This is a genomic window from Chryseobacterium sp. RU33C, from assembly GCF_900156015.1.
In the GTDB taxonomy this organism is placed as follows: Bacteria; Bacteroidota; Bacteroidia; order Flavobacteriales; family Weeksellaceae; genus Chryseobacterium; species Chryseobacterium candidae.
On record NZ_FTMT01000027.1, the window covers coordinates 35919 to 58443 of the forward strand.

Genomic DNA, 22525 nt, shown 5'->3' on the forward strand with positions numbered 1-22525 from the left:
ATCAGATAAGATCCTTTTCTCGTACTTTAGACCCAAATAAAGCATATCCAAGCATCAGTAATTCACAGATTACGGTAAGAGACCATGTCCATCTCCATGATCCGAAAATATCTGCCAAACCTCCCTGAATAAGGGTGAAAATAGCTCCCCCGAATACAGCAGAAATAAATATTCCGGAAGCTTTTGAGGTATATTTGTTTAATCCTTTTATGGAAAGTGAATAAATACAGCTCCACATAGAGGAATGCAGTAAACCTATAGCCACCAGAAACCAAAGATTTTGTGTAATCATAGAAACCAGGGCAAGTATAGCAGCCAAAATCGTTGTGACAATCAACTGTGTCCTTGCTGATATTTTGTTAAAAAAACTGGATATTGATCTTCCTACAAGAAATCCTCCCCAATAGAGGGTAGATAATAAAGCATGGATTCCAAAATCTACTCCACCGATAATAATATCTGTTTTCCCAAAGAAATTGATGGGACGCCCTGAATCCATCAGCTCAAAAGCATAGAGATTAATATTAGCACCTATCGCAACCTCTGTTCCTACGTAAAAAAATATGGCACCTACCCCTAAAACAAAGTGCCTGAAAGACCAGATGCTCCTTTCCAGCTTCTCCCCATCTACAGCTCTGGTATTCGCAATATCCGGCAGATGAAGTCTTTTAGTAACCAAAATAATAATCAGGATGCATAGGATGAGCATAGAAAGTGGAAACAATAATTGTTTGATCTCTATATTTTCAATGGAAATACCACTAAACATCACTACTGTAACAAAGAAAGGTGCTGACGTGGTTCCTATAGAATTGATTGCTGTCAAAATATTCAACCGCTGTACTGGCTGAGTGCCTTTCATCTCATAAGATGCAGCATAAGGGTTGACCACTACCTGGATAACTGCCGCTGATGTTCCCATCAAATAAGACCCAATGATAAAAATGATAAAGCCCAAAGGAATAATGGCATCCCTGATGCTGAATTTCAAATCTGGATATTGAGTTCCCATCCAAGATGAGCACAGATACATAAACAGCCCCGAGATCATAAAAAGAAGTCCCCGCAAAATTGTGTTTTTGTATCCGTAAGCATTGACCCATTTACTTCCCAAAGTCCCGTTCAGCAGGTAACCCAAAAAGAAGAAAAAGGTGGTAAGTGTCGTCAATGTGTTTCTAAGACTGCCAGCATGGCTGAGAAATGTAAATTTTAAGGGGGCCTGCAGCTGTTCGTTTACGGTAGTCAAAAATCCGACAATGAAATAAATGAATGTAATAATTGCAAATGGAAGAACAGCATGATTATGCTTTCCTCCTGATGGCTGTATATCTGGTTGTATAATCATGGTAATTTATTTAGAATTGATTGTAAAACAGGACTGGTTCCCTGATTCTTAATTTCATCTGCAAACCGCGCGTATAGCTTCACAAATTTATCCGAAGACCTTAGTCCAGTACTCTTAAAAGATGACAGTTCTAAAAAGTCTAACGGTTCAACGCTTAAGATCAGTTGCTCATCATCCGGAGTCAGCCAAGGCTCAGAAACCTCATAAGAATTCCCTTTGTCATCCTTTTTGTATTTGAGATAATGCCTGTAGGCAGCGATAAGAAAAGCAAGTCTTGTAAGGTCTGCATCGGCTTTAATCATTTTGTCCAGATTTGGCGTGATATACACCGGAAATTTTGAGATCCCGTCAAAACACAACCTTGCCACCTGATCGCTCACACTTTGATTAGAGAATCTTTCGAGAAGCGTTTTTTTGTATTCTTCCAGGTTTGTATTTTTAGGAACAGGAACAAAAGGGGTGATATCAATATCCATAAAATCACGAACAAACTTTTTGAGATTCTGGTTTTCCATGGCTTGGTCCACTTTACGGTATCCCATAAGAAAAGAAGGGTAAGAGAGCAGGGTGTGTGAAGCATTTAAAAGGCTCAGTTTCATATTCTCAAAAGCTGTCACATCATCTGTAAATTCCACTCCAACTCTTTCCCATTCAGGTCTTCCGGCAATAAAGTCATCCTCTATTACCCATTGTATGAAATCTTCACAGTAAACAGGAGCCAGGTCCGCAATTCCGCTGGAGCTGTTCAGTCTGGTAATATCTTCAGAAGTTGTGGACGGAGTAATGCGGTCTACCATACTGTTGGGAAAGGTAACATGGTTTTTTACCCATTCTGCAAGATCTTTGTCCCAGGCTTGTATAAATTCGGTAAAAGCTTGCTTAGACGTGTTACCATTATGCTGTAGATTATCACAGGAAAGAATCGTAACGCCTCCGTTATTCCTCATTTTCCTCCTGCTCAGACCTTCTGCGATGAATCCGAAAACAGTGGAAGGATTTTCAGTATTGCGCAGATCCTCCTGAATTTTTTTATCTGCTAACAAAAATTTGCCTGTTTCCTTATCAAGATTATATCCTCCTTCCGTAATCGTTAAGGTGATTATTTTAACATTGCTGTCTGCAATTTTTTCTTTCACCGCTTCCGGATCTTCAATCCCCCAGATGAGTTCATTTAATGATCCTATTTTGTAGACTTGATTTGTTTCATTTCTTCCACATACTGTAAGTGTATAATCAAGATTCTGAGCTTTAAGGTCATTGATAATCTTTTCATCGGAAGGCAATAGGCATACTCCACAGATTCCCCATTGCTGCTGGTCTTCAAATTCCAATAATTTATTGGTGTAAAACTGCTGATGAGCTCTATGGAAATTTCCTACACCAATGTGTAAAATTCCCGTCTTTATCTTTTGAGGATCATAATGATAAGAAATGGTATTCATAGGTAAATTCTTAGTAAATTAGTGAATGGGTTAAAACTATATTAACAATCTGTTCACATTTCATTTTTTTTATAAAATTTCTATTGGGAACGTTCTCAAAATTCCGGGCACGTTCCCAATTGCCGATTTTTTTTATTAATTTTAACAAAAACATAGTCCCATGAAGCGAGCAACCATTAAAGATTTGTCAAAATTTTTGTCATTATCTACCTCTACCATCTCCCGGGCACTGCTTAATGATAAAAATGTAAATTTTGAAACGCGTCAACGGGTACTGGATGCTGCAGATCAGTTAGGATATAAACCTAATCTGACTGCTCTGAATTTAAAGTCCGGAAAATCAAAGACAATAGGGATTGTGGTCCCCGAGATGGTGACTCCTTTTTCGGCAAAGGTGCTTGAAGGGATTCAGAATGTGCTATATCCTTTAGGCTACAGACTTGTGATCACCCAATGTGATGAGAATCCGCTAATCGAAAGGGAAAACCTGGAACTTCTGGAAGGATTTGATGTAGACGGGATCATTATCAATGTATGTCATGAAACCTTTAATAATGATATATACAGGCGTATAATGGGACAGGGAATTCCTTTGGTTTTTTTCGACAGAATTCCCGATAAAGCTCTGGATGTTTCAAAGGTAATTGTGGATGATTATATTAAAACATCTCTAATGGTGGAGCATCTCGTTGAAACCGGTAGAAAAAGAATAGCGTATATCATGGGACCGCCAACAATCAGAAATGTCAGAGAACGATTTAACGGATATAAGCGTATTGTGGATAAATACGGTATCTTTGATGAGCGTCTGATTACCCAAACGGAAGGAATGACTTTTAATGATGGGAGAAATGCGATACAGCAGTTATTAGATAAAAAGGTAGAGTTTGACAGTGTCTTTGCATTCAGTGATACCCTGGCAATTGGAGCTATGAATTTTCTTCTTGAAAAGAGTCTAAAAATTCCCGATGACGTAGCCGTTGCAAGTTTTTCAGGAACTGAATTATCTACGATGGTTTATCCTCAACTGACCAGTGTGCAGCAACCCTTAACAAAAATGGGTGAAATTGCAGCAGAACTAATCTTAGAAAAAATAAAAGATAATTCTACACCAAGCAAAACTGTTTCACTGGATGCATTATTGGTATTCAGAACATCAACTTTGTAAAAAATACCAGGTAAAAACATACTTACATGTACCGTAAATCAGCTTTACTACATATAACAATCTCTATTACTTGCAGACAACCAACACCTTATATTTCTAGTTTCATATATAAAAATGTATGATTGTCCATAAGAGTTCAATCAAAAAAATGAAAGCTGCCCCCTGCACAAATGCCCAATCGACGAACTTCAACCCGACTTTGAACATTGCTTTCTTAGCAGTTCGTTGTTTATATCACACCATATACTCCTGAATTAGCTCCTGATATTGTCTATATGAAATAACTTCATCATTTGCGTTATCCGGGTGTGTACGATGCGTATTTAATGAAATGCTTACGCAAGGGGTATTTTTTTCCGTTGTTAATCTTTGTAGCAGTTCTTTTAATGCTATGTTATTTTTTTCTGTTAAATGATTTTGCGGTGTAAAATCCTATGAAGAATACAATAGCGATAAGTATTACCAACGGTAACTCAAAACTAAATACTGTAAATTTTACTTTGACATTTTCAAGGTTTTGACCAATAAAAACCAAAAGTAAAATCAATAAAGCGATATCGATAACTTGACGGATAGAAATGTTTTTCATCAGTATTATTTTTTAAAGTTCAGTCATTCTTTTCGGGTACTATATATGATACATTTGCTTCTCGGGAAAAAACTACCATTTATAGTATCCATAGGTTATATCTGACGTTTTCATAATCACATTGAAACTTGCCAATCGTTTTATACTTATCTATTTTCCCAATTGAAAAACAGCAATAGGTGACATTCGGTTTTTGTTCAGCGACAGCCGTTTACCATCTGCGCTTACCGTAAAATTATTTACGTTTTGTATTTGTTTGGAATATTCGATTTCGTTTATTTGTCCATTTTTGCAGGCCATTCTTGTACTTGCCAGCGCATTGATTTTCAACGCATAGATATTTTCCATTTCATACGTTGACCTCATCAGGTTGCAACCCACCTTTGTTTCTACACGTTTGTCTTTAGTATGAAAAATGATGTAGTAATCTTTTCCATCAGCCATAACAGTCTTACCCATAAACTCTACCAATGTCCATCTCTTATCTGTAATAGTTTCATTATTTGGCAACTGACCGGTGTTGCTGTTTTGTCCGCTGTTTTTGGTAATACTGATTATTTTTTGTTCTGTTTTTACAACAGGTTGAGTGGTGTCATACACAAAATCAAGATTAATGGTAACTATGTCTCCTTTGTTCAAACTCTTTATGGCAGCTACATAAGGTTTATTCAAATCTTTTTTGTAATAGTCACTGATCAGTACAGCATATTCTTTCAGCTTTTCTGTGCCGGCTTTACCATTGATCAAATGATTTTTGTAATCTATAATGCTAAACTTGGCCAAGTTGCCGGATTCGCCACATCTGTCAGGGCACAAAGCAGTACGCCCCATACATTGGTGAAAATCTGTGCCATTATAACGGGCTGTAAAAAGGTGCGATGAAGTAAATGGTTTTTTACTTAATTGATTGTTAGAAAGCGTAGGTAACATCTTTTTTTTGCTTAGTTCTTTCACCAGGGTTATTTTGACACTGGAGGCATCTGCCTGAGGATCTTCTACTTTTTCTTCTTTGATCACGAGTTCATATTCATAGCCCTCCTGGTAATTAAAACCTTCTATATGATCATAAAAATAACCCCAATACTTTTGGTCTTCCGACCATTTTACCTGCATACAGCGCGTCATTCCGGCTCCGGCATCACAAGGTTTGGTTTCAGCCCCGATCAAGATTGTTTTTTCTTTGAATTTTTGAGTTGCATTACAAGCTAATAGCGTTAAGGATAAGATGCAGGTTGTAATTAAAGATTTGTAATTCATTTGTAATTGATTAGAAAAACTGACTCTCTGCAGTCGGTTTCAAATTATTATGTAAATGTGTTTTTATGTTTATTAATGTAAGTGTATGATAGGGTTTTTGATCCTATCCTGGATTTCTCAACGGTATGTAAAAATATGTTCTTCATTGTTCATCATTGTTTTTTTGAGCAATGTTTCAAATTCTCTGGCACAGAGGACAGATCAGTCAGTCCATAAAAAGCGGGATGCCAACATCCCGCCCAACTTAAAAATTGTATAATTTGAATCTCTAGAATTCATGGTTAAAATTATAAACAATAATAATTTATGGATATCTGTAAAATCTACACTGTTATATTCTTAACTCTTAGCGAAGAGTTGAACAACTTATACTTATGAATTAAGCAACTCTTAAACGCGCCCGCTCTGATGCTATTTAGATCTCCTGAATGCAACGGCCTTCAGAGCAGTGTTGATACGTTGCTCGGCCCGGTAGTTCACTCTGATCTCACGATCTTTTCATTGGACAGGCTTCCCTAAATCACATTATACAGTGCAATGGCAACTCCTCTGATATCAGCTTCGGACAATGCAGAGAATTTTTCTATCTGTTTACAGAGATCTTCTACTGTGATCTCATCGTCATTGATGGCTACCGCATACCATTTCTTTTTTACATCGTCTGTCACACCAGGCTGGACTCTCTGGATCAGATTGTACTTGATAGACATAATATTGTATTCATCAATTTATGTTTACAAAGCTAAGGGCAATTCTAAAAGGAATAAATAGTAGAAATCTGTCATTTTATTATCTGTTATAATTAGGTTACTTTGTTTCAGTCGGAAAGACTGCTGGTTATTGGTCTTCTCTGTTTTTTATTCTTTCACTTGATTATTGAAGTTGCAGGAGTGGGCAGATAATATACTTACAAAAAATGAAAAGACTGAATCACATTGACACAGATGCCTTTATCCGTTTTTTCAAAATAGACGGAGAAGAGCCCGCTACGGATTACCTCAGCTATTTTTCCGGTTTTATAGAAAGGATAGAGGATTTTGCGATAGCGCCGTTTTGCTGGGCAGTGTCAAACCATTACACGCTTAGGCTGGAACATGTGAGCCATAACATTGATGAGTTTACGCCCTATTCCAAAGAAGAATGGCTCACCCGGGATGCTGCTTACTTTTCTGAGCTTTACCATCCCGATGACCGGGCCTTTATCCGGTCGGCCATCCATTTTATGACCGACATTTATCTTGGGGAAGGAGAATTGGCCAGAGAAGGCATCAGGTTTAGTATTTATGTGAGGATGATAAGCCGGAACAATATCTACCGCTGGGTGCTGATGCAGTTTGCACAGCAGTTCATCAGCTTGGCAAAAAATCTGGAAAGTGTCCTGTTTGTGGTCTATGATATGGATGGGCTTCAGGACAGGGATGTCCCGTTGCTGTCTATGGTAGACCATACTAATGGAAAATCGACCCATTATATCTATGAAGAACAGCAAATAAAACAGCAGCATACCAGCCCGGTTATTCTCACGCGTCGTGAGAAGGAGGTACTGGCGCTGATATTCAAAGGCTTCACTACACCACAGATCGCAGAAAAGCTTTTTATCTCATACCATACGGTAGAAAATCACAAACGCAACCTTAGGCAGAAGACCAATACCAAAACCACCGGTGAGCTGGTGGCCTATACGATAAAGCACCTGGGTGCTGAGCTGGGATCCTAGGAAAACCTGGCAGTCTACACCAACGGCAATATCACGAACCAAAGAACATAATTTGATCCGGAATGGCCTCCTCTTCTATTTGGGTTGCCTGTTTTATATGTTTAAAAGATCAACGGGAGTATAGCAACAAGCATTTTTCTACGCAAAAAAAATCTGAACTTTATTAAGTTATCCCTATTCATAGTCATTACATCACAAATGGTAAATTTTTGAGCCTTTAAAGCAGAGGACTCTCATTCAATAAAAAAGACTGCCCAAAAATGAGCAGTCTTACTTTTATGGTAAAGGATTATGAGATTACTTCACCATCACTTTATAGGATTTTACAAATGATTTATTTTCTAACTTAATGATATAGATCCCGGTTGGTAATGCAGTGGTATTAATTTCTGTATTTGCATTGAGCTTGCCGGTCTTCACCACCTGTCCCATAGCAGAGTACATAGTATAATTCCCTTCATCCAGACCAGATACAATCAGATTGTTACCTGCCTGTACAGGATTAGGATATACTTTGACATCCTTTGCAACATCTGTTATGTTTAGCTCTTTTTCAGTGGTATTGGAACCGTTCTTCATAAATGCAGCATATGGAGAAAGTGGGGAATCTGGTGCTCCTCTTTTTACAAGGTCTGTATCTACCAAAGCCTGGATACCGTCTTTGTCACTATCGTTGATTATAGAGATAAATCCACCGTCTAATGTATCAAGATTGGCTTTCCCGATCTGGTGCAAGTCAAAATCTAAACCGTTGGAAGTGATATCCAAGAAATCCGGAAGGTAATCACCGTCTGTATTTTTAATCAGATATTTCATTACTCCAGAATCAGGATAAGTTTCCAAAATATCGGCAATACCATTATTACCTATTGCAATATTGCTGTCAATCACTCCATTACGGTCGGTATCAATCTGGTATATAATTGATGTTGGGATTCCGGATTCAAACAGATCCAGAACGCCATCGTTATCAGAATCCAGATCACGGTAGTTCGGTACGCCATCTCCCAAAACTGGCAATAACAGAAGATTACCCTCATTATCATCATTCTCGAAGAGTCCATTTTTATCAAAATCTTCAACAGCATCAGGAATCCCGTCGTTATCAGAATCCAGGTCACAAGCATCTAAGATACCATCACCATCTGTATCCAATACAGGTGATTTGTCGTTTACTACTGAACATCCCTCCGCGCAGTCCGGTATTCCGTTTCCATTAAGGTCTATACTGTCATCACCGTTAGGACAACGATCGAAGCAGTTTGCCACCCCGTCATTGTCATCATCTTTGCTGGCAAAAGCATTATAAATATTGTAGCCCTGGCCCAGGCTGACGGATAGCAGTGTACTGAAGGTAATTTTTATACGGTTAAAAGGTTGGGTAGACCTACCCCCAACATAGAACCTGTTGCTTCCACCTGTAAGTAAGTTCCCGGAGATCAAGCTTCCGGATGAGAAGGTGTCTGTTAATGTATTTCCGTTATAGAACTGCACGGTAATGGCATCAAAAATACCTACACCGATCAAACTTCCCGATTTTTCGAGAGTATAGCCTGCCACTGTATTGGCCGGAAGCATACTATTGGTACTAACGGTCAAACTACCAGGCAAAAGAAATACCCCTAGCAATGGAGCCGTGAGCTTGGCGTAATTGTTCGGATTATTGTCTACCACAGCACCAGGATTTGATAGATTTGGTGCAAAAAGACCCAAACCAGAATTGGTCCATCCATATCCGTCTACGATATTTCCGGAAATAGAAGACCCGCTTGTCTGGATCTTATCGTCACATTCGCAACCTATAGGTTCTTCGAAGGCATAATACACTTTCAGTTTTCCTAAATTGAAACCAATTCCCTGAGTAACTTTCAACCTTACCTCGTTGAAAGGCTTCGTGGTAGTGAGGGTTACTTTTTGTTTTGCAGAACCAAAGCTTATAACCTTGATATTCATCAGACCTCCGCCATCAGATAATCTTCTGGAATCCTGAAGTTGCCCAAATAGATAGGTTTCAACAGTAATGGTCTTTAGAAACTCCGCACTCAACAGTTTCCCCTGATCATCAGGCTCTATAACAAATCCTGTTCTGTTGCCAGCGGGGTAGACCTGATTCTTATCTAAAACCCCTACAGAATAAGATCCCAGCAACCCGACAGGAAGAACAATAGATCCGTAAGAATTTTTATTGCCATCTCCAATCTTTTCTTTGTCCACAACAAATGAAAGTGGTGAAATGAAACTACTGCTTCCTGACACGTTACCATCTACACCGCTACCGGCAATGATATCATCACAGATGCCATTGTTATCGGTTGGTACTGCAGAGGGATCGAAAGCGAAGGCATAATACACATTCAAAGCGCTGAACAAAGAAAGCACATTGGTTTGATAGAGCCTTACCTCATTGAACGCTTTCGTTGTTTTGAAATGCAGGAATATTCTGTTTTTACTACCCCCGAATGCCGGTACGGATAGCAAAGTACTGCTTGTTGTTGTCTCCTGCAGGACACCGTTTTTATAGGTACTGATCCTCAAAGAGCTCAGCAGGTCTATGGTGATAAAACTTGCCCCGAGATCAACATTAAATCCTGTGATATAACCAGCCGGATAAGTTGTGTTATTATTTTTTACAGAAATTCCGTTTCCACTCACTAAAGAAGCAAAGTTACCCAGGCTCACTTTATTATCAAGATTGGCATCTACCACAGGGGTCATACTTCCATTGTAACATGCTAAGCAAATCCCCGAATTATTTACAGGTTTTGCCTCTACTCCCATCCCGCGGATAGGTTCGTAGCCTTGCTGTGCAAATGCTATCGCAGACATCAGGAATGTCATCAGCATAACAGCTAATTTTTTTGTCATTTTTTTTGTCATTTTTTTGTTTTTTTAAGTTTTTGTTTAGTTTAATTTATCAGGTTTCAGAATATTAATTTTTCAGATTTAAGGATCCGTCCATAAGCTCCAGAGTTTCCATTAATACAGCAAACCTTTTTGGTAGTGACAAGACCTTTTGTGTTGGATTCCAAACTTGTCTGTACTCCGGTTCTGCTCATTTCCCAATCACGGTTGCCAATCTGCTGTAAGGTAATGCCTGTTGTATTGGAGGATCATAGCAAGCACATTGGAGGGTGTTGGTATTAAAGGCAAAAAAAATATATCCGATTCTCCGGAAAATGTTATCATTAGCTTTGCCACAGAGTTTATATTGGATGCATCGATGCCAATCCTTCAGCCTGAAAGAGATCAAACAGGTATCTCACACACCATTACTTTGTTTATTATCCGTTCTAAAAACTGCAGTCATTTCTTCCTACAGGTGGTAACACGATGGAATTTCCCTCCTGACTATTCAAATAATCTAAAAGTGTGAAGATATGGAAGCACCAGATGGCTGTTGCCCAACCTGTGTACCGGAAAAATCCGGTATATCATCTATCGCAGAGCTTAATGACAATGGTTTAATATCCTTCGCATCTATGTTGAATATTGCTGATGATATCTCTAGGCCTCTTCTTCTATCAGAGATAAAGTAAGATAGAAGAAGCGATGATAAGTTTTCGTTATGTTATTGTAAGTCTCTGTAAAGACGATTCACAAAGTTACTGTCATTCACAATTGGAGTAGTTTTATAAGTGCTTGCTGTAGACGTATAAAACCCATTAAACGTATCGTATAGCCCTGAAACTGCTGATTGCACCGTAATTAATATGCTGACAACAGTACAAAGGAGAAAAAATTATTTTTCATTCATAATGAATATTTTATGGTCAAATAACAATGATTATAGAGCACTCTATGGCTGTCTTATCCCTTTTATTTTAAAACATAACCCAACAATGTTCAAATTTAAAAAAGGGATAAGTCCATTAGAGTATTTAATTTAAATGAATTTCCGATATGTTACCTAAGTTGAAAATGCTATAAAAACACCTAAAACTTTGCTGAGTTTACGCCCTTGCGAGCCTTAAAAACACTTATAAAATCAAATAAAACTTAGCGAACCTTGCGTTAAAATAGTTTTAGGTAATAGAACAAGGATTCATATAATTTAATTAATACATACCTGTCCATATTGTACCGTTACACCCTTCGTGTCTCTTCAGGTTAGAATTGTACCGAATTGCGCCTTCTTCAGCAGCAGTACAAGAGTCATTATTCGGTTTGGAAACGCCCTTCATTTGAATAGCCGCACCATTCCCTGTAACAGAACCGGCAGAAGGCCTCATATTGATTCCTACTACGGTATTATCTGCATTATTTTCATTAAAAAATACATGTGTCTTATTGGCATAAACGTTTTCATTGCCTGCGCCCTGTCCGTTAATTCCAAGAACTATCGATCCATTACCAGAAATCGCTTTATTTCCTGTCCCAAATGTAAAGGAACCAATCCCTACATTATTTGAAGATCCTACAGCTACTCCACCATCATTTGTGTTAGTAAATCCTAAGGTTATCCCAGTTGTACCGCTAACTGTATTCAAATTTCCGAATACCAAGTTATAGGCTCCTGTTGCGGAATTAGAATTGCCAATTACTTTTGCTCCTCTTGTCACTGTGTTGCGTGATCCAATAGCAACAGATGGAGACTCACCATTGATTGCAGTAACTGAATTATTTCTTCCTATTGCAACGTTGGAAGATGATGAATCGATTGAATTATTGGTTCCCCAGGAAAAGGCTGCATAATTACCTGCGAATTCAGTAGAGTTCCCCCCCCGTAAAGTTCCGTTGGCATCCAATATCGCTTTCACATTTTTCTTAGTGGCAAAAACAAGATTCTGGCCGTCATTTGTTCCCAGGTAATTGCCTGTGCTGATATCGGTTCCCAAAGCTGCCGATGTGGCGGTGGTTCCTGTATTACCATTGGTGTTCCAATCAATAGGAGAAGCTACCCAGCGGGCATTACCATCTGAATCGGATATCAGTACATTGCCTGCGGCTTGTGAACCATCGGCCAAACGCAAGCCGGAGCCGGCGGTAGAGGATACAATGTGAAGCTTAGTAGCAGGATTTGTAACGTTGATGCCAACATTACCGTTATCCAATACTGTAACGATCTCTGCAGTGGAAGAATTGACTTCTAACGCTTTGGTGGCAGAGGTGTTTCCTTTTGATAAGATATCAAGAGATGCACTAGGGTTATCCGCATTAATCCCTACCTGGCCGAATGCCATAGAGCTTCCTGATAGCAATAAAAATGTAAATAGGTTTTTTTTCATTTTTTGGTTTTAATTAATAATTTATTTTAAATAATTGTGTCTTTTAAATTTGTGTGAACTCATTCCATTCTGCCCGATTTTAATCATCTTTATTCATCTTTATCTGATGTAAATAGATTAAAATCAATAGCACTATAGGTCTTTTTGAAAAACATATTTACCTATTTCTTGAACTAATATTGAATAAGTGCTATTGATAATTGGTTATATAAAGAATTCTTTCTGCAAGCTTAGGACGACATCCTCAGATCATAATCTGCAATTTTTAAACAGTGTCATGCTCTGTCTGTGGATGCTATTATTTGTAAAAGATGTAGGTCAAAAAAAGCGTTTTGGAAAGTGTAAAATTTTCGTGCTTTAAAAAACAGAAAAAATCACAAAAGAATTTATTGAGTCAAAACATCTTGCTCAAAATTCATTCTTATAAAATATTGACAGTGCTAATTTTTATAACGAAAGCATCTTTACAAAAGCCTAAAGTTAAATAAGTAACGCGATAATGGAAGTACTTCCGCAGTAAGAGTTCCTGTAGGTGAGGATAGTAGATTTAATTTTCATTTGTTTGTGTGTTTTTTAGGTTATTAATTTATTGCCACGATGGATTTATGCAACTTTCATTTCTGTTTAGGTTCAGGTTTATATTTTATTATTATATCAATTTTTATTAAAAGTCTTGCGATAATAGGCATGTAACAGATTAAAAATTTAAAACTTTTCGGCCACTATAATGAATGCCTTTGCGCCTGAAGGTGGTCCCGATATGTAAAATGTAACCCTGTAATAGCCATTAGCTTCAACATCTACTATATTGACGATATTTAATTCATAATTAACAATATTATTAGAAACATCGCTTGTAACATTCTGATATGTAGAATAATTAGATTGTGTAAAAGTTCTCGTCCAGTTATTGTATTCAAAACCATTCTGAGCATATTGCTGGTTAAAACCGATATAAACATTTTTATTAGCCGCAGGCTGATTGATCAGCGCTATCTGAGGCTGAAAGTTGCCACTCACATTTCCAAACCTGAACCTATAGTCTCCTATGGATACTGTTCTAGAAGGATCTGGAGCGGTTCCAGTATAAATTGCTTTTATAATATCCGACCCATTGGTGGGGTCAGAACATTGTCCGAGATTTTCCCAAATAGCTCCATCAAAAAAATAGTAACAAGGGCTGGTAATATTGACTGTTTTCACAGAAGGAACTGTTACAGGAGATGTGGCATAAACAATTGCTCCTTTCTGGGCTATCGTATACTGATTATCTAAGGTTTTTATCTCATCTCCCGTAAGTCTTGGTGCAATGATACCCGGAGGCGGGATAGCTATAGAAGCATTTTTATTAACATCCAGTGTAGCTTTTGGATCTGACGTGTTGATGCCAACCTGTGATAATAATGGATGGAAACATATGAATGTCAATAAAATACAAAATAAAATTCTATTCATCATAATTTGTAAAGTAAATATTTTTACAAAAGTACACTCGTCACATACACAAAAAAATAGTAGATATATACTATTTTCAGCAACAAAAGTAGATTGAAAAAAGTTTTTAGAAATATCTGTAACCTTTATATCGAAACATACGTTTCTTTTACTCAAGTGAAATCAAAAATATCACTTCAAAAATCGAAAAATCTTATTACTAGTTTCAAAATGATCGATATCCACTATTTCTGTTCATTACCTTTTTTTATTTCTTTACAGTCTCAGGAGTAAAAGCGGAATTTACAATTATGGTTGTTATTCAGATACTTTCATTAGAAAAACAAATTGGCTTATTGCGCCATCTAAGCAACAGTAAATCTACAAGTTATTGATATTGTTGAATAACTCAAGTAAAATTAAAAAAATAAAAATTAAATTGAATATTAAAAATATACATATAGGTTCCTTAATTAAACAGAGAATTATAGATCTTGATATCGACAAACACCGTGTATGCAGTTTTTTAAATATTTCTGAAAGCGAGCTAGAGATGGTATTTATAACCGATAAAATAGATTCAGATCGTCTTTTAAAATTGAGCAAATTGCTGAAGTATGATTTTTTTCGCTTATACTCACAGCATCTTATTTTGTATTCTCCAGAGTGTAATCAAAAGACCAATATTAAAAAGTCTACTTTACCAATATTCCGGAAGAATATCTATTCGAAAGAAATTATTGATTTTATTCTAAAAAAAATAGCTTCCGGCCATATGACTAAAATAGAAGTTATAAATAGATATAATATTCCAAAGACAACCTTATATAAATGGATAGAAAAATATAGTTAATGTTTCAGTTGTAAAAAGTTGTGTAAAGTACAAAACTGAATTTAAATACCTTTTGGTTTTGCTTTTTAGTAAGTATAATTATATTGAATTTAAAATATTTTTTGAATGGAGAATAAATCGCCACATTTCAAGATTATTTTTTTAGATATTTTGAATGAAGAATTTCCTGAAAAAATTCAGGAATGCAGTACGATTTTAGCAAAGGATTGTCTAACATCTTTGGATGTTTTGGTTTTGAATAAGATTATATTCGGACAATCGAAAAATCTTAAAGATAGAAACGTGTATCGCTCATATACTTTGGAAGATATAAAGTATATTTTGAATTATCAGAAAAAAAATAATTTGAATAATTCCGAAGTGTGTATTATATTTGGAACAAGTAGGAATACGATTGCAAAATGGAAAACCTTTTACTCAAAATTATAAAATTTTTGAGTACAAGATGAATCACACTATTCTGAATACAGGTTATAAATGAACCTACATATAAAAAAGGCAGAAGAAAAATTTCTTCTGCCTTTTTATATTTTAATATTGTCTATTCCAGATTATTTTTATCCTTTTCCAATTCCCAAACATAACTACACATCAAAACCTGTCATTCTTGCAATGCTAAAAAATCTTTATTTTAAATAATAAGATATCGTGACCAATTATTTACCGGCACTGTTTGTTCAAACCTGAATTTTCGTGGTTCTATAGTAGCCAATCTCCGCAATAAAAAATTTTGTAGATATTGTTTTATAAAAATGTAGTATTTCTACGTATAGAATATGATATAAAATTAAAATAGATTTGCATATCTGATTTACAGCTGTTTACCGAATTACAATATTGCTTGTAATGCAATTAAAAGTAAAAAATCTCAATGATTCATTAGAAATCAGTACAGTAAGTAAAAGCTAAATAACCCACGATATGAAAATGATTAAATTTTATTCCCTAATCGCAATATATGCGGCAACAGCAGGCATAAAAGCACAGGTAGGGATAAATACAACAAATCCACAGGCAACTTTAGATGTTGCAGGAAGTACTAATACAAGTATGAGAGATGGTATTCTGCCTCCAAGAGTTTCTAAACAGCAGTTAGCTTCTAAGGATGTGGGAATCTACGGAAGTGCCCAGAAAGGGACCATTGTCTATGTTACAGACTCAACTACACCCACCGGTACAACGCCAAGTATAGCAGAGGTTGGCAGTATTGATAACATTGGATATTACTATTTTAGCGGATTTCAATGGGTTCCTTTTGCAATGAATATCTACAATACAGACGGAAGTCTTTCAGGAAACAGAGTAGTGACTCAAAATGCCAATAGCTTATCATTTACAACCACGGCAACCAATGGCTTTTCTGTTGACGGGACTACCTTTTCTGTAGATGGAGCCAATCACAGAATCGGATTGGGAACAAGTTCTCCTGAAACAAAATTCCATGTAGTTTCAACTACTCCATCTTCAAACCGATATAATTTGATTGATGCCAGTGCCGGAACCAATCAGTACGGAATTGTCGCTTTAAGAAATACTTCTGCTTTGGCCACAGGAAATTTTTCATTGCTTAGTTTTACCAATAACGGGCCTTCTTCAGGTGGGGGAAATTGGGCATTAGGATCTGTTCGTACGGGATCAACATTGACCAATGGTTCGGAAGAAGATTTTTATATCGGAAATTCTACCGGAGGTGGTTTAATTGAAAGAATGAGAATTAATCCTATAACGGGAAATGTAGGAATCGGAACGTCTCCTGCAACAAATAAACTGCACATTAATGCGACCAATCCTGTAAGACTGGAGGGACTGCAGGCTGCGGCAGGAACGGCAGGAAGCTTAACGGTGAACAGTACAGGCGTTGTACAGTTAAAAAACTCTTCCAGCATCAGTGCTGCAAGAGGTACCGGAATAGTTTCAATTACACAAAACAATACTTTTGTAAATACCTCCGTTTCGGTAAAAACTTTTGATAATCTCAGTGAAATGACGGGAAACACTTTTACAGCATTTTCTACGGGATTGTATAAAATTGATTTTACCATCAATTATCCTCAAAGAGGATCAACAGAAGACGGTGGAGATGGTTATTCAGGATATGCCCAGATCAGTCTGAACGGAATTCAGCAGTCATTTACCAATACTAAAGTTGTTCTACCTGAAGTATCTGGAGCTCCGTCTTTCGTTACCTGTACAAATTCTGCATTACTAAAAATAAATGCAGGCCAGGTACTTTCATTTCAGGCCCTTACTTTTGGATCAACTCCTAATACAACAAATATTGTAGCCCCTTTTACAATCAACGTAGTCCGCATTGATTAATCCTTTGAATTACACTAAAAACAGGTAAAGCTCCCATTACCTTACAGGCAAATTCTATCAACACAAATACATCATAAGAACAGCTTCATTTTGCAGCTGTTCTTATGTATTTAATAATATTTTTTTAATTAGAAATACAAACATAATTATATAATGTCTGGTGAGTTTTTATTATCGAAAAAAAATAAATCTGTTATATACTTATCACAAAACTGATATATACTGTCGCCATCTACTGCATTAAAATCTACTTCGTGCTGGATGACATAAACGTTTGACCATTTCAAGGTTGTTAAAGTTCCTTCTTTGTGAGATTTATTGAAAGTTTCCTCTCCCACAGTAGGCTTGTATTTACCATTCAAGAAGATTTCAAATGACAATATTTACATTTTCAGGTAACATTTACGCCGAAAACATGTCCAACCAATGCTGTAATTCCCATTGCGACAGTTCCCCAGAAACAGATTCTCAACACGGCAATTTTAATATCGGAACCTCCGGCTCTGGCAGAAACAGCTCCCAAAAGCATTAAAAATATGATTGAAAAACCATACTGGAAGTATACCATTTGCTTAAGAGGAGCCAAAAGAGAAATGGTAAACGGCAATAAAGCTCCTACTGCAAATGAACTGAATGAGGCGAGTGCTGCCTGCAAAGGTTTCGCCTGTGTGATTTCATTTATACCCAGTTCGTCACGGGCATGCGCTCCAAGTGCATCGTGTTCTGTAAGTTCAATAGCTACCTGCATAGCGGTTTCTTTGGTACAACCTCTTCTTTCATACACTTTGGCCAATTCTCTAAGTTCTATTTCGGGCATTTCTTCCAGCTCGCGCTGCTCACGAATCAAATCTGCCTTTTCAGTATCTTCCTGTGAGCTTACGGATACATATTCCCCGGCAGCCATAGACATTGCTCCGGCAATCATTCCTGCCAGTGCAGCAAGAATAATCACATGCCGTTCCGGAGCTGCTGCCGCAACCCCTATGACAATACTTGTGGTGGACAACAACCCGTCATTTGCCCCTAATACAGCTGCCCGAAGCCAGCCTACTCTGTTTACATAATGTTTCTCCAGCGGATGATGCATAATTTTTGTTTTGGTAGCAGCATAAAGTTACCAAATGTTTCATCAAGAATCATTTTAAATTAACTTCATTTCATTATCAGTGAAGGTCTTCTATTTTTATCAGACAGCTAAAGGTTCATTTTTGAGGTTATTTTCAATTTAAATATTCAGGAAACCAAGAATATTATTTCAGGAAAAAATCTATTATATAAAGCATTTCATTAAAAAAACGGTCATACAGACTGCTCTATATGACCGGTATTGAACATCAATCTATATTAATTAAAGGAAGATGTTGCAGTTTACATTTTTAACAATATTATTTCTTTCCAACATTTTTATTGAGGATGGTAATTGTTTCTAAAACAATCTATTATGAAGGGATCTCAGGGCTTCTATCTTATAAGCAGATGAGACCAGAAGTGAAATATTGTTCTCACTTCCTCCATAAGAAATCATTCTTATCGGAATATGTTTTACCGCTTCAGAAACAATAGTGGCATACCCATTATTGTTTTTTCTGAAATCTCCCACAATACAAACGATAGACTGTTCATAATCAATTTCAACTGCTGAAAAGGATTCCAGCTCTTTCACAATTTCAGAAAGATAATCAGTTTGATCTATAGTAAGTGAAACAGCTACTTCAGAAGTAGTAATCATGTCAATAGGTGTCTTGTAACGTTCAAAAACTTCGAAAACCCTTCTTAAAAATCCGTAAGCCATCAACATTCGTGAAGACTGAATACGAATTGCCGTAATATTGTCTTTTGCGGCAATGGCTACAATCTGATTTTGATTTGTACTTTCTCCGGAGATCAATGTCCCGGACGCACTCAAATTCATCGTATCCAGTAATCTTACGGGAACATTATATTTTCTTGCCGGGAAAACACTTTGCGGATGAAGAATTTTAGCTCCAAAATAGGATAATTCGGCAGCTTCATCAAAACTGAGTCTGGCAATAGATTTTGTATTCTGAACAAATCTGGGATCATTGTTATGGAATCCGTCAATATCTGTCCAGATCTGGATTTCTTCAACCTGTAATGCTGCTCCTAATAATGATGCTGTATAATCTGAGCCTCCTCTTTGTAAATTATCAATTTCACCTTCGGCATTTCTGCATATATACCCCTGAGTGATAAATAAGCTTTCTTCAGGGTATTCTGAAATTTTACGCCCTGCGTGCTCTCTGATATAATCAATATTGGGTTCTTTATCTTCATCAATCAGCATGAAATCAAGTGCTGATAATAGCACTGAAGGAATTTCAATTTCCTTTAAATGGAAATGGAAAAGCGTTGTTGAAATAATTTCTCCCTGAGCCAGAATAATCCGTTCTGCACTGGAGGTAAAGTTTTTATTTTTAAATTGATAAAACAGATCAAAAATTTTGTCAATGAACAGTAATGCTTCTGCAATACCTTCTTCAGTTTTAAACAGTTCATTAACAAAGTTTTTATACTTATCATACATTTCATCAATATGTTTGTAAGCAGCTTCAATATCTTTTTTCTCATACAGCTCTGATAATTTTACCAGGTCATTGGTAGTTCCTGAAACAGCTGACAAAACAACAAGATGTTGATCTGCTGCCTGAGATCTGATGATAGGTAATAACTGCTCAATTCTCCCCGGACTTCCTACTGAAGTTCCTCCAAATTTTAATACTTTCATAATAGATTTAAATTGTTGAATATTTTCCAAAAAAAAAGAGCTTGTCGTGATGACAAGCTCCTGATATATTTTAGTTTCTAACCAAAGGAAAATGACTCACGACGTTCGACGTAAGTTCTGTTTCTTTGCTTTTTTAAGGTTAGATAAAATCATTTTCTTTTTTTGCTGGGCAAATATACACATTTTTATTAATCTCAGTCTAAAAAAATTCTTTCTTTTGGATGTACACCCAACACAACCAGTATTGTAGCTAACGCTTTATGAGCCAGACCATAGAAATCCTGAACAGGTTCATATTTTCGGGAAAATCCTATTTTCTTATCTTTGCAGCAATGAATTTATTATATATCAACTGGGATGTCAATCCCGAAATCGTCAATATTTTAGGGCTTCCCATAAAATATTACGGATTACTTTTCCTTGCGGGACTTGTTTTATCATTAAATATTTTAAAAAGAATTTATAAAAAAGAGGGGCTTAGTTCACAAGCCCACGAAGCTTTATTCTCTTATGCACTGATAGGAATTTTAGTGGGTGCGAGATTGGGACATTGTCTTTTTTATGATTTTGATTATTATTCCCAGCATCCGGTAGAGATATTTCTACCTATTCAGAAAGGACCGGATGGGATCTACCATTTCACAGGATTTGCAGGTCTTGCCAGCCATGGTGGTGGTATTGGTCTGGTTATTATGCTTCTTATCTATGCCAGAAAGTATTCAATTCCGTTCATGACCGTTTTGGATGCAATAGCTATTGTACTTCCGTTGGGAGGTACTTTTATCAGGCTTGCCAATCTTATGAATTCCGAGATTATAGGAACTCCTACCAATGTTCCATGGGCTTTTATTTTCCGTCAGGTGGATGATCTTCCCAGACATCCTGCTCAGCTTTATGAAGCTATCTCTTATTTTATCATTTTCATTGCTGTATACTTTATTTACAGGAAGAATATCTTTAAAATCGGAAAAGGGTTTTATTTTGGAATCAGTATTCTGTTGATCTTCATCATGAGAATCCTGATTGAGTTTATCAAGGTAGATCAGGTAGAATTCGAGCACGGAATGAGCCTGAATATGGGGCAGCTTTTGAGTATTCCATTTGTTCTTCTCGGATTATTCTTTATTATCAGAAGTATATGGGAGAAAGGAAAGATTAAAACCCTTTAATTTTCTTATTTCTTTTACCATAAAAAACTCACTGAATCCTGTTTTTCAGTGAGTTTCTTTTTTGCCTGGATTTTATAATATATTATCTCGTTGTATATCCGCCGTTGGCAAAGATGGTTTGTCCGGTGATCCACCATCCTTCTGTTACCAGGAATTCTACCAGAGGTGCAATATCTTTAATATCAGTAAGTCCACCCAATGCGGATGCCGATTTATGATAAGCCACTGCATCATCCGTTTCCTGCCCGTAGAAGAAAGGAGTATCCATTGGGCCGGGGGCCACTGCCGTTACGGAGATACCTCTTGCTCCGAATTCTTTGGAAGCCGCTCTTGTAAAATGCTCTACCGGTGCTTTTGCTCCTGCGTAGGTGGAATACAATCCGGTGTAAGCCGCCAGCAATGAAGTAACAATGGTACAAATCTTTCCGTGATCGTTTAGTTTTTTTCCCGCTTCCTGAAGAAAGAAGTAAGCCGACTTGGAATTGACATTGAACATCGTATCATATTCCGCTTCCGTAGTTTCTGAAAATGGCTTTTTAAGTACCATTCCTACAGTATTGATCGCAATATCAATTCCTCCGAAACGGGAAATGGTTTCATCAAAAAACTTTGTGATATGATCTACTTTAGTAAGATCTCCCTGAAATAAAAATGCTTCAGCCCCTAAAGCCTGCACTTCAGCGAGTGTTTTTTCGCTTTCTGCTCTTGAACTTTCGCTGTTGTAGTGGATTGCCAGTTTTGCCCCTTTTGATGCAAAATCTCTGCTTAATAATCCTCCTAAATTTTTACCTCCTCCGGCAATTAAAACAACTTTTCCCTGTACATTTTGTGTTGACATGTTTTTATATTTAAATATTAATAAGACAAAGATCAATAATAAAAACGGCCTCAACATGGTGAAATTTTCGGAAATTTCTATTAATTATTTTTAAACCAAAGGAAAAGTATTTATTATTTTATGTAAAAAATAGTTTCTAATAGAATGTTATTTACCAATCAGATACGCTTTGTTACATAGCTTTTCAGTTAAACACTTTTGGATAATTCACAAACTCGCGTAGATTTTAGGCATAACATTTGATACCTTCCTCCCGTATTACGCACCACCACTTCATTTTTAATATATTTTTTTATAATCCTCAGGCTTCTGAGGATTTTTTTATCCATGTCTCGTCCTGAAAAAGGTTGACTAAAAAACCATAAAATTAGTCACCCTTATGAATCTAAAAAAAACATCGTCCCCTGTCCAAGAATACAGTGA

17 protein-coding genes and 1 pseudogene are annotated in these 22525 nt (G+C 36.7%); 5 read left to right on the forward strand and 13 right to left on the reverse strand.

The window, feature by feature from the left end; genetic code table 11:
* Position 1 precedes the first annotated feature (1 nt).
* Both BW946_RS18780 and BW946_RS18785 read right to left on the reverse strand, forming a co-directional pair.
* Complete coding sequence (locus tag BW946_RS18780; protein ID WP_076597623.1) at positions 2–1345, reverse strand: MFS transporter; 1344 nt, start codon at positions 1343–1345, stop codon at positions 2–4.
* Positions 1342–2787, reverse strand: coding sequence for a mannitol dehydrogenase family protein (locus BW946_RS18785; RefSeq protein WP_076597624.1), 1446 nt, complete (start codon positions 2785–2787; stop codon positions 1342–1344). Before BW946_RS18785 ends, BW946_RS18780 begins: the two co-directional genes overlap by 4 nt.
* A 160-nt stretch (positions 2788–2947) precedes the next feature.
* On the opposite strand from BW946_RS18785, the gene BW946_RS18790 reads away from it, so the two are divergent.
* Complete coding sequence (locus tag BW946_RS18790) at positions 2948–3955, forward strand: LacI family DNA-binding transcriptional regulator (protein ID WP_076597625.1); 1008 nt, start codon at positions 2948–2950, stop codon at positions 3953–3955.
* 394 nt (positions 3956–4349) lie between these two features.
* Here the strand turns inward: BW946_RS18790 and BW946_RS18795 are convergent, their stop codons facing one another.
* The 4 genes from BW946_RS18795 to BW946_RS21520 all read right to left on the reverse strand — a co-directional run bounded on the left by BW946_RS18795 (position 4350) and on the right by BW946_RS21520 (position 7020).
* Positions 4350–4544, reverse strand: a complete 195-nt coding sequence (locus BW946_RS18795) for a LapA family protein (protein ID WP_076597626.1) — start codon at positions 4542–4544, stop codon at positions 4350–4352.
* Positions 4545–4694: 150 nt separating this feature from the next.
* The gene (locus BW946_RS18800; protein WP_076597627.1) at positions 4695–5801 is read right to left on the reverse strand and encodes a DUF4377 domain-containing protein; all 1107 of its coding nucleotides are present in this window, start codon (positions 5799–5801) and stop codon (positions 4695–4697) included.
* 515 nt (positions 5802–6316) lie between these two features.
* A complete protein-coding gene (locus BW946_RS18805) occupies positions 6317–6511 on the reverse strand; it encodes an HU family DNA-binding protein (protein WP_170872103.1) in 195 nt (64 codons plus the stop codon).
* Between the two features lie 356 nt (positions 6512–6867).
* On the reverse strand, positions 6868–7020 hold the full coding sequence (locus BW946_RS21520; protein WP_168801984.1) for a hypothetical protein: 153 nt from the start codon (positions 7018–7020) through the stop codon (positions 6868–6870).
* A 3-nt stretch (positions 7021–7023) separates the two neighbouring features.
* Here BW946_RS21520 and BW946_RS21095 point away from each other — a divergent pair, with 3 nt between their 5' ends.
* A complete protein-coding gene (locus tag BW946_RS21095) occupies positions 7024–7518 on the forward strand; it encodes a response regulator transcription factor (protein ID WP_083688922.1) in 495 nt (164 codons plus the stop codon).
* Positions 7519–7815: 297 nt separating this feature from the next.
* On the opposite strand, the gene BW946_RS18815 is transcribed toward BW946_RS21095, so the two are convergent.
* From BW946_RS18815 to BW946_RS18825, 3 genes are all read right to left on the reverse strand, one after another.
* Complete coding sequence (locus BW946_RS18815) at positions 7816–10383, reverse strand: T9SS type A sorting domain-containing protein (RefSeq protein ID WP_170872104.1); 2568 nt, start codon at positions 10381–10383, stop codon at positions 7816–7818.
* A 1190-nt stretch (positions 10384–11573) separates the two neighbouring features.
* A complete protein-coding gene (locus tag BW946_RS18820; RefSeq protein ID WP_136522216.1) occupies positions 11574–12743 on the reverse strand; it encodes a hypothetical protein in 1170 nt (389 codons plus the stop codon).
* Positions 12744–13448: 705 nt separating this feature from the next.
* Positions 13449–14201, reverse strand: a complete 753-nt coding sequence (locus BW946_RS18825; protein ID WP_076597631.1) for a hypothetical protein — start codon at positions 14199–14201, stop codon at positions 13449–13451.
* A gap of 934 nt (positions 14202–15135) precedes the next feature.
* On the opposite strand from BW946_RS18825, the gene BW946_RS18835 reads away from it, so the two are divergent.
* Together BW946_RS18835 and BW946_RS18840 are read left to right on the forward strand one after the other, a co-directional pair.
* Positions 15136–15459, forward strand: coding sequence for a hypothetical protein (locus tag BW946_RS18835; RefSeq protein ID WP_076597632.1), 324 nt, complete (start codon positions 15136–15138; stop codon positions 15457–15459).
* Between the two features lie 492 nt (positions 15460–15951).
* Positions 15952–17349, forward strand: a complete 1398-nt coding sequence (locus tag BW946_RS18840; protein ID WP_076597633.1) for a hypothetical protein — start codon at positions 15952–15954, stop codon at positions 17347–17349.
* A gap of 193 nt (positions 17350–17542) precedes the next feature.
* Here BW946_RS18840 and tssD read toward each other — a convergent pair.
* The 3 genes and pseudogenes from tssD to BW946_RS18850 all read right to left on the reverse strand — a co-directional run.
* Positions 17543–17720 (reverse strand): annotated as a pseudogene (gene tssD / locus BW946_RS21525) (type VI secretion system tube protein TssD); the annotation flags it as partial.
* 20 nt (positions 17721–17740) lie between these two features.
* The gene (locus BW946_RS18845) at positions 17741–18436 is read right to left on the reverse strand and encodes a VIT1/CCC1 transporter family protein (RefSeq protein WP_076597634.1); all 696 of its coding nucleotides are present in this window, start codon (positions 18434–18436) and stop codon (positions 17741–17743) included.
* A gap of 339 nt (positions 18437–18775) precedes the next feature.
* A complete protein-coding gene (locus tag BW946_RS18850) occupies positions 18776–20095 on the reverse strand; it encodes an aspartate kinase (RefSeq protein WP_076597635.1) in 1320 nt (439 codons plus the stop codon).
* A 332-nt stretch (positions 20096–20427) separates the two neighbouring features.
* Between BW946_RS18850 and lgt the strand changes: the two genes are divergently transcribed.
* The gene (gene lgt, locus BW946_RS18855) at positions 20428–21264 is read left to right on the forward strand and encodes a prolipoprotein diacylglyceryl transferase (RefSeq protein ID WP_076597638.1); all 837 of its coding nucleotides are present in this window, start codon (positions 20428–20430) and stop codon (positions 21262–21264) included.
* Positions 21265–21346: 82 nt separating this feature from the next.
* Here lgt and BW946_RS18860 read toward each other — a convergent pair whose 3' ends face one another.
* Positions 21347–22102, reverse strand: a complete 756-nt coding sequence (locus BW946_RS18860; protein ID WP_076597636.1) for an SDR family oxidoreductase — start codon at positions 22100–22102, stop codon at positions 21347–21349.
* Positions 22103–22525 lie beyond the last annotated feature (423 nt).

Excerpts from the sequence above, each read along its gene's own strand:
- BW946_RS18820 (WP_136522216.1), bottom strand. The coding sequence starts at position 12,743 with ATGAAAAAAAACCTATTTACATTTTTATTGCTATCAGGAAGCTCTATG.
- BW946_RS18780 (WP_076597623.1), bottom strand. The coding sequence starts at position 1,345 with ATGATTATACAACCAGATATACAGCCATCAGGAGGAAAGCATAATCAT.
- BW946_RS18815 (WP_170872104.1), bottom strand. The coding sequence starts at position 10,383 with ATGACAAAAAAATTAGCTGTTATGCTGATGACATTCCTGATGTCTGCG.
- BW946_RS18845 (WP_076597634.1), bottom strand. The coding sequence starts at position 18,436 with ATGCATCATCCGCTGGAGAAACATTATGTAAACAGAGTAGGCTGGCTT.
- BW946_RS18840 (WP_076597633.1), top strand. The coding sequence starts at position 15,952 with ATGAAAATGATTAAATTTTATTCCCTAATCGCAATATATGCGGCAACA.
- BW946_RS18805 (WP_170872103.1), bottom strand. The coding sequence starts at position 6,511 with ATGTCTATCAAGTACAATCTGATCCAGAGAGTCCAGCCTGGTGTGACA.
- BW946_RS18795 (WP_076597626.1), bottom strand. The coding sequence starts at position 4,544 with ATGAAAAACATTTCTATCCGTCAAGTTATCGATATCGCTTTATTGATT.
- BW946_RS18850 (WP_076597635.1), bottom strand. The coding sequence starts at position 20,095 with ATGAAAGTATTAAAATTTGGAGGAACTTCAGTAGGAAGTCCGGGGAGA.
- BW946_RS21095 (WP_083688922.1), top strand. The coding sequence starts at position 7,024 with ATGACCGACATTTATCTTGGGGAAGGAGAATTGGCCAGAGAAGGCATC.
- BW946_RS18790 (WP_076597625.1), top strand. The coding sequence starts at position 2,948 with ATGAAGCGAGCAACCATTAAAGATTTGTCAAAATTTTTGTCATTATCT.
- BW946_RS18825 (WP_076597631.1), bottom strand. The coding sequence starts at position 14,201 with ATGATGAATAGAATTTTATTTTGTATTTTATTGACATTCATATGTTTC.
- BW946_RS18800 (WP_076597627.1), bottom strand. The coding sequence starts at position 5,801 with ATGAATTACAAATCTTTAATTACAACCTGCATCTTATCCTTAACGCTA.
- BW946_RS21520 (WP_168801984.1), bottom strand. The coding sequence starts at position 7,020 with ATGGATGGCCGACCGGATAAAGGCCCGGTCATCGGGATGGTAAAGCTC.
- BW946_RS18835 (WP_076597632.1), top strand. The coding sequence starts at position 15,136 with ATGGAGAATAAATCGCCACATTTCAAGATTATTTTTTTAGATATTTTG.
- lgt (WP_076597638.1), top strand. The coding sequence starts at position 20,428 with ATGAATTTATTATATATCAACTGGGATGTCAATCCCGAAATCGTCAAT.
- BW946_RS18785 (WP_076597624.1), bottom strand. The coding sequence starts at position 2,787 with ATGAATACCATTTCTTATCATTATGATCCTCAAAAGATAAAGACGGGA.
- BW946_RS18860 (WP_076597636.1), bottom strand. The coding sequence starts at position 22,102 with ATGTCAACACAAAATGTACAGGGAAAAGTTGTTTTAATTGCCGGAGGA.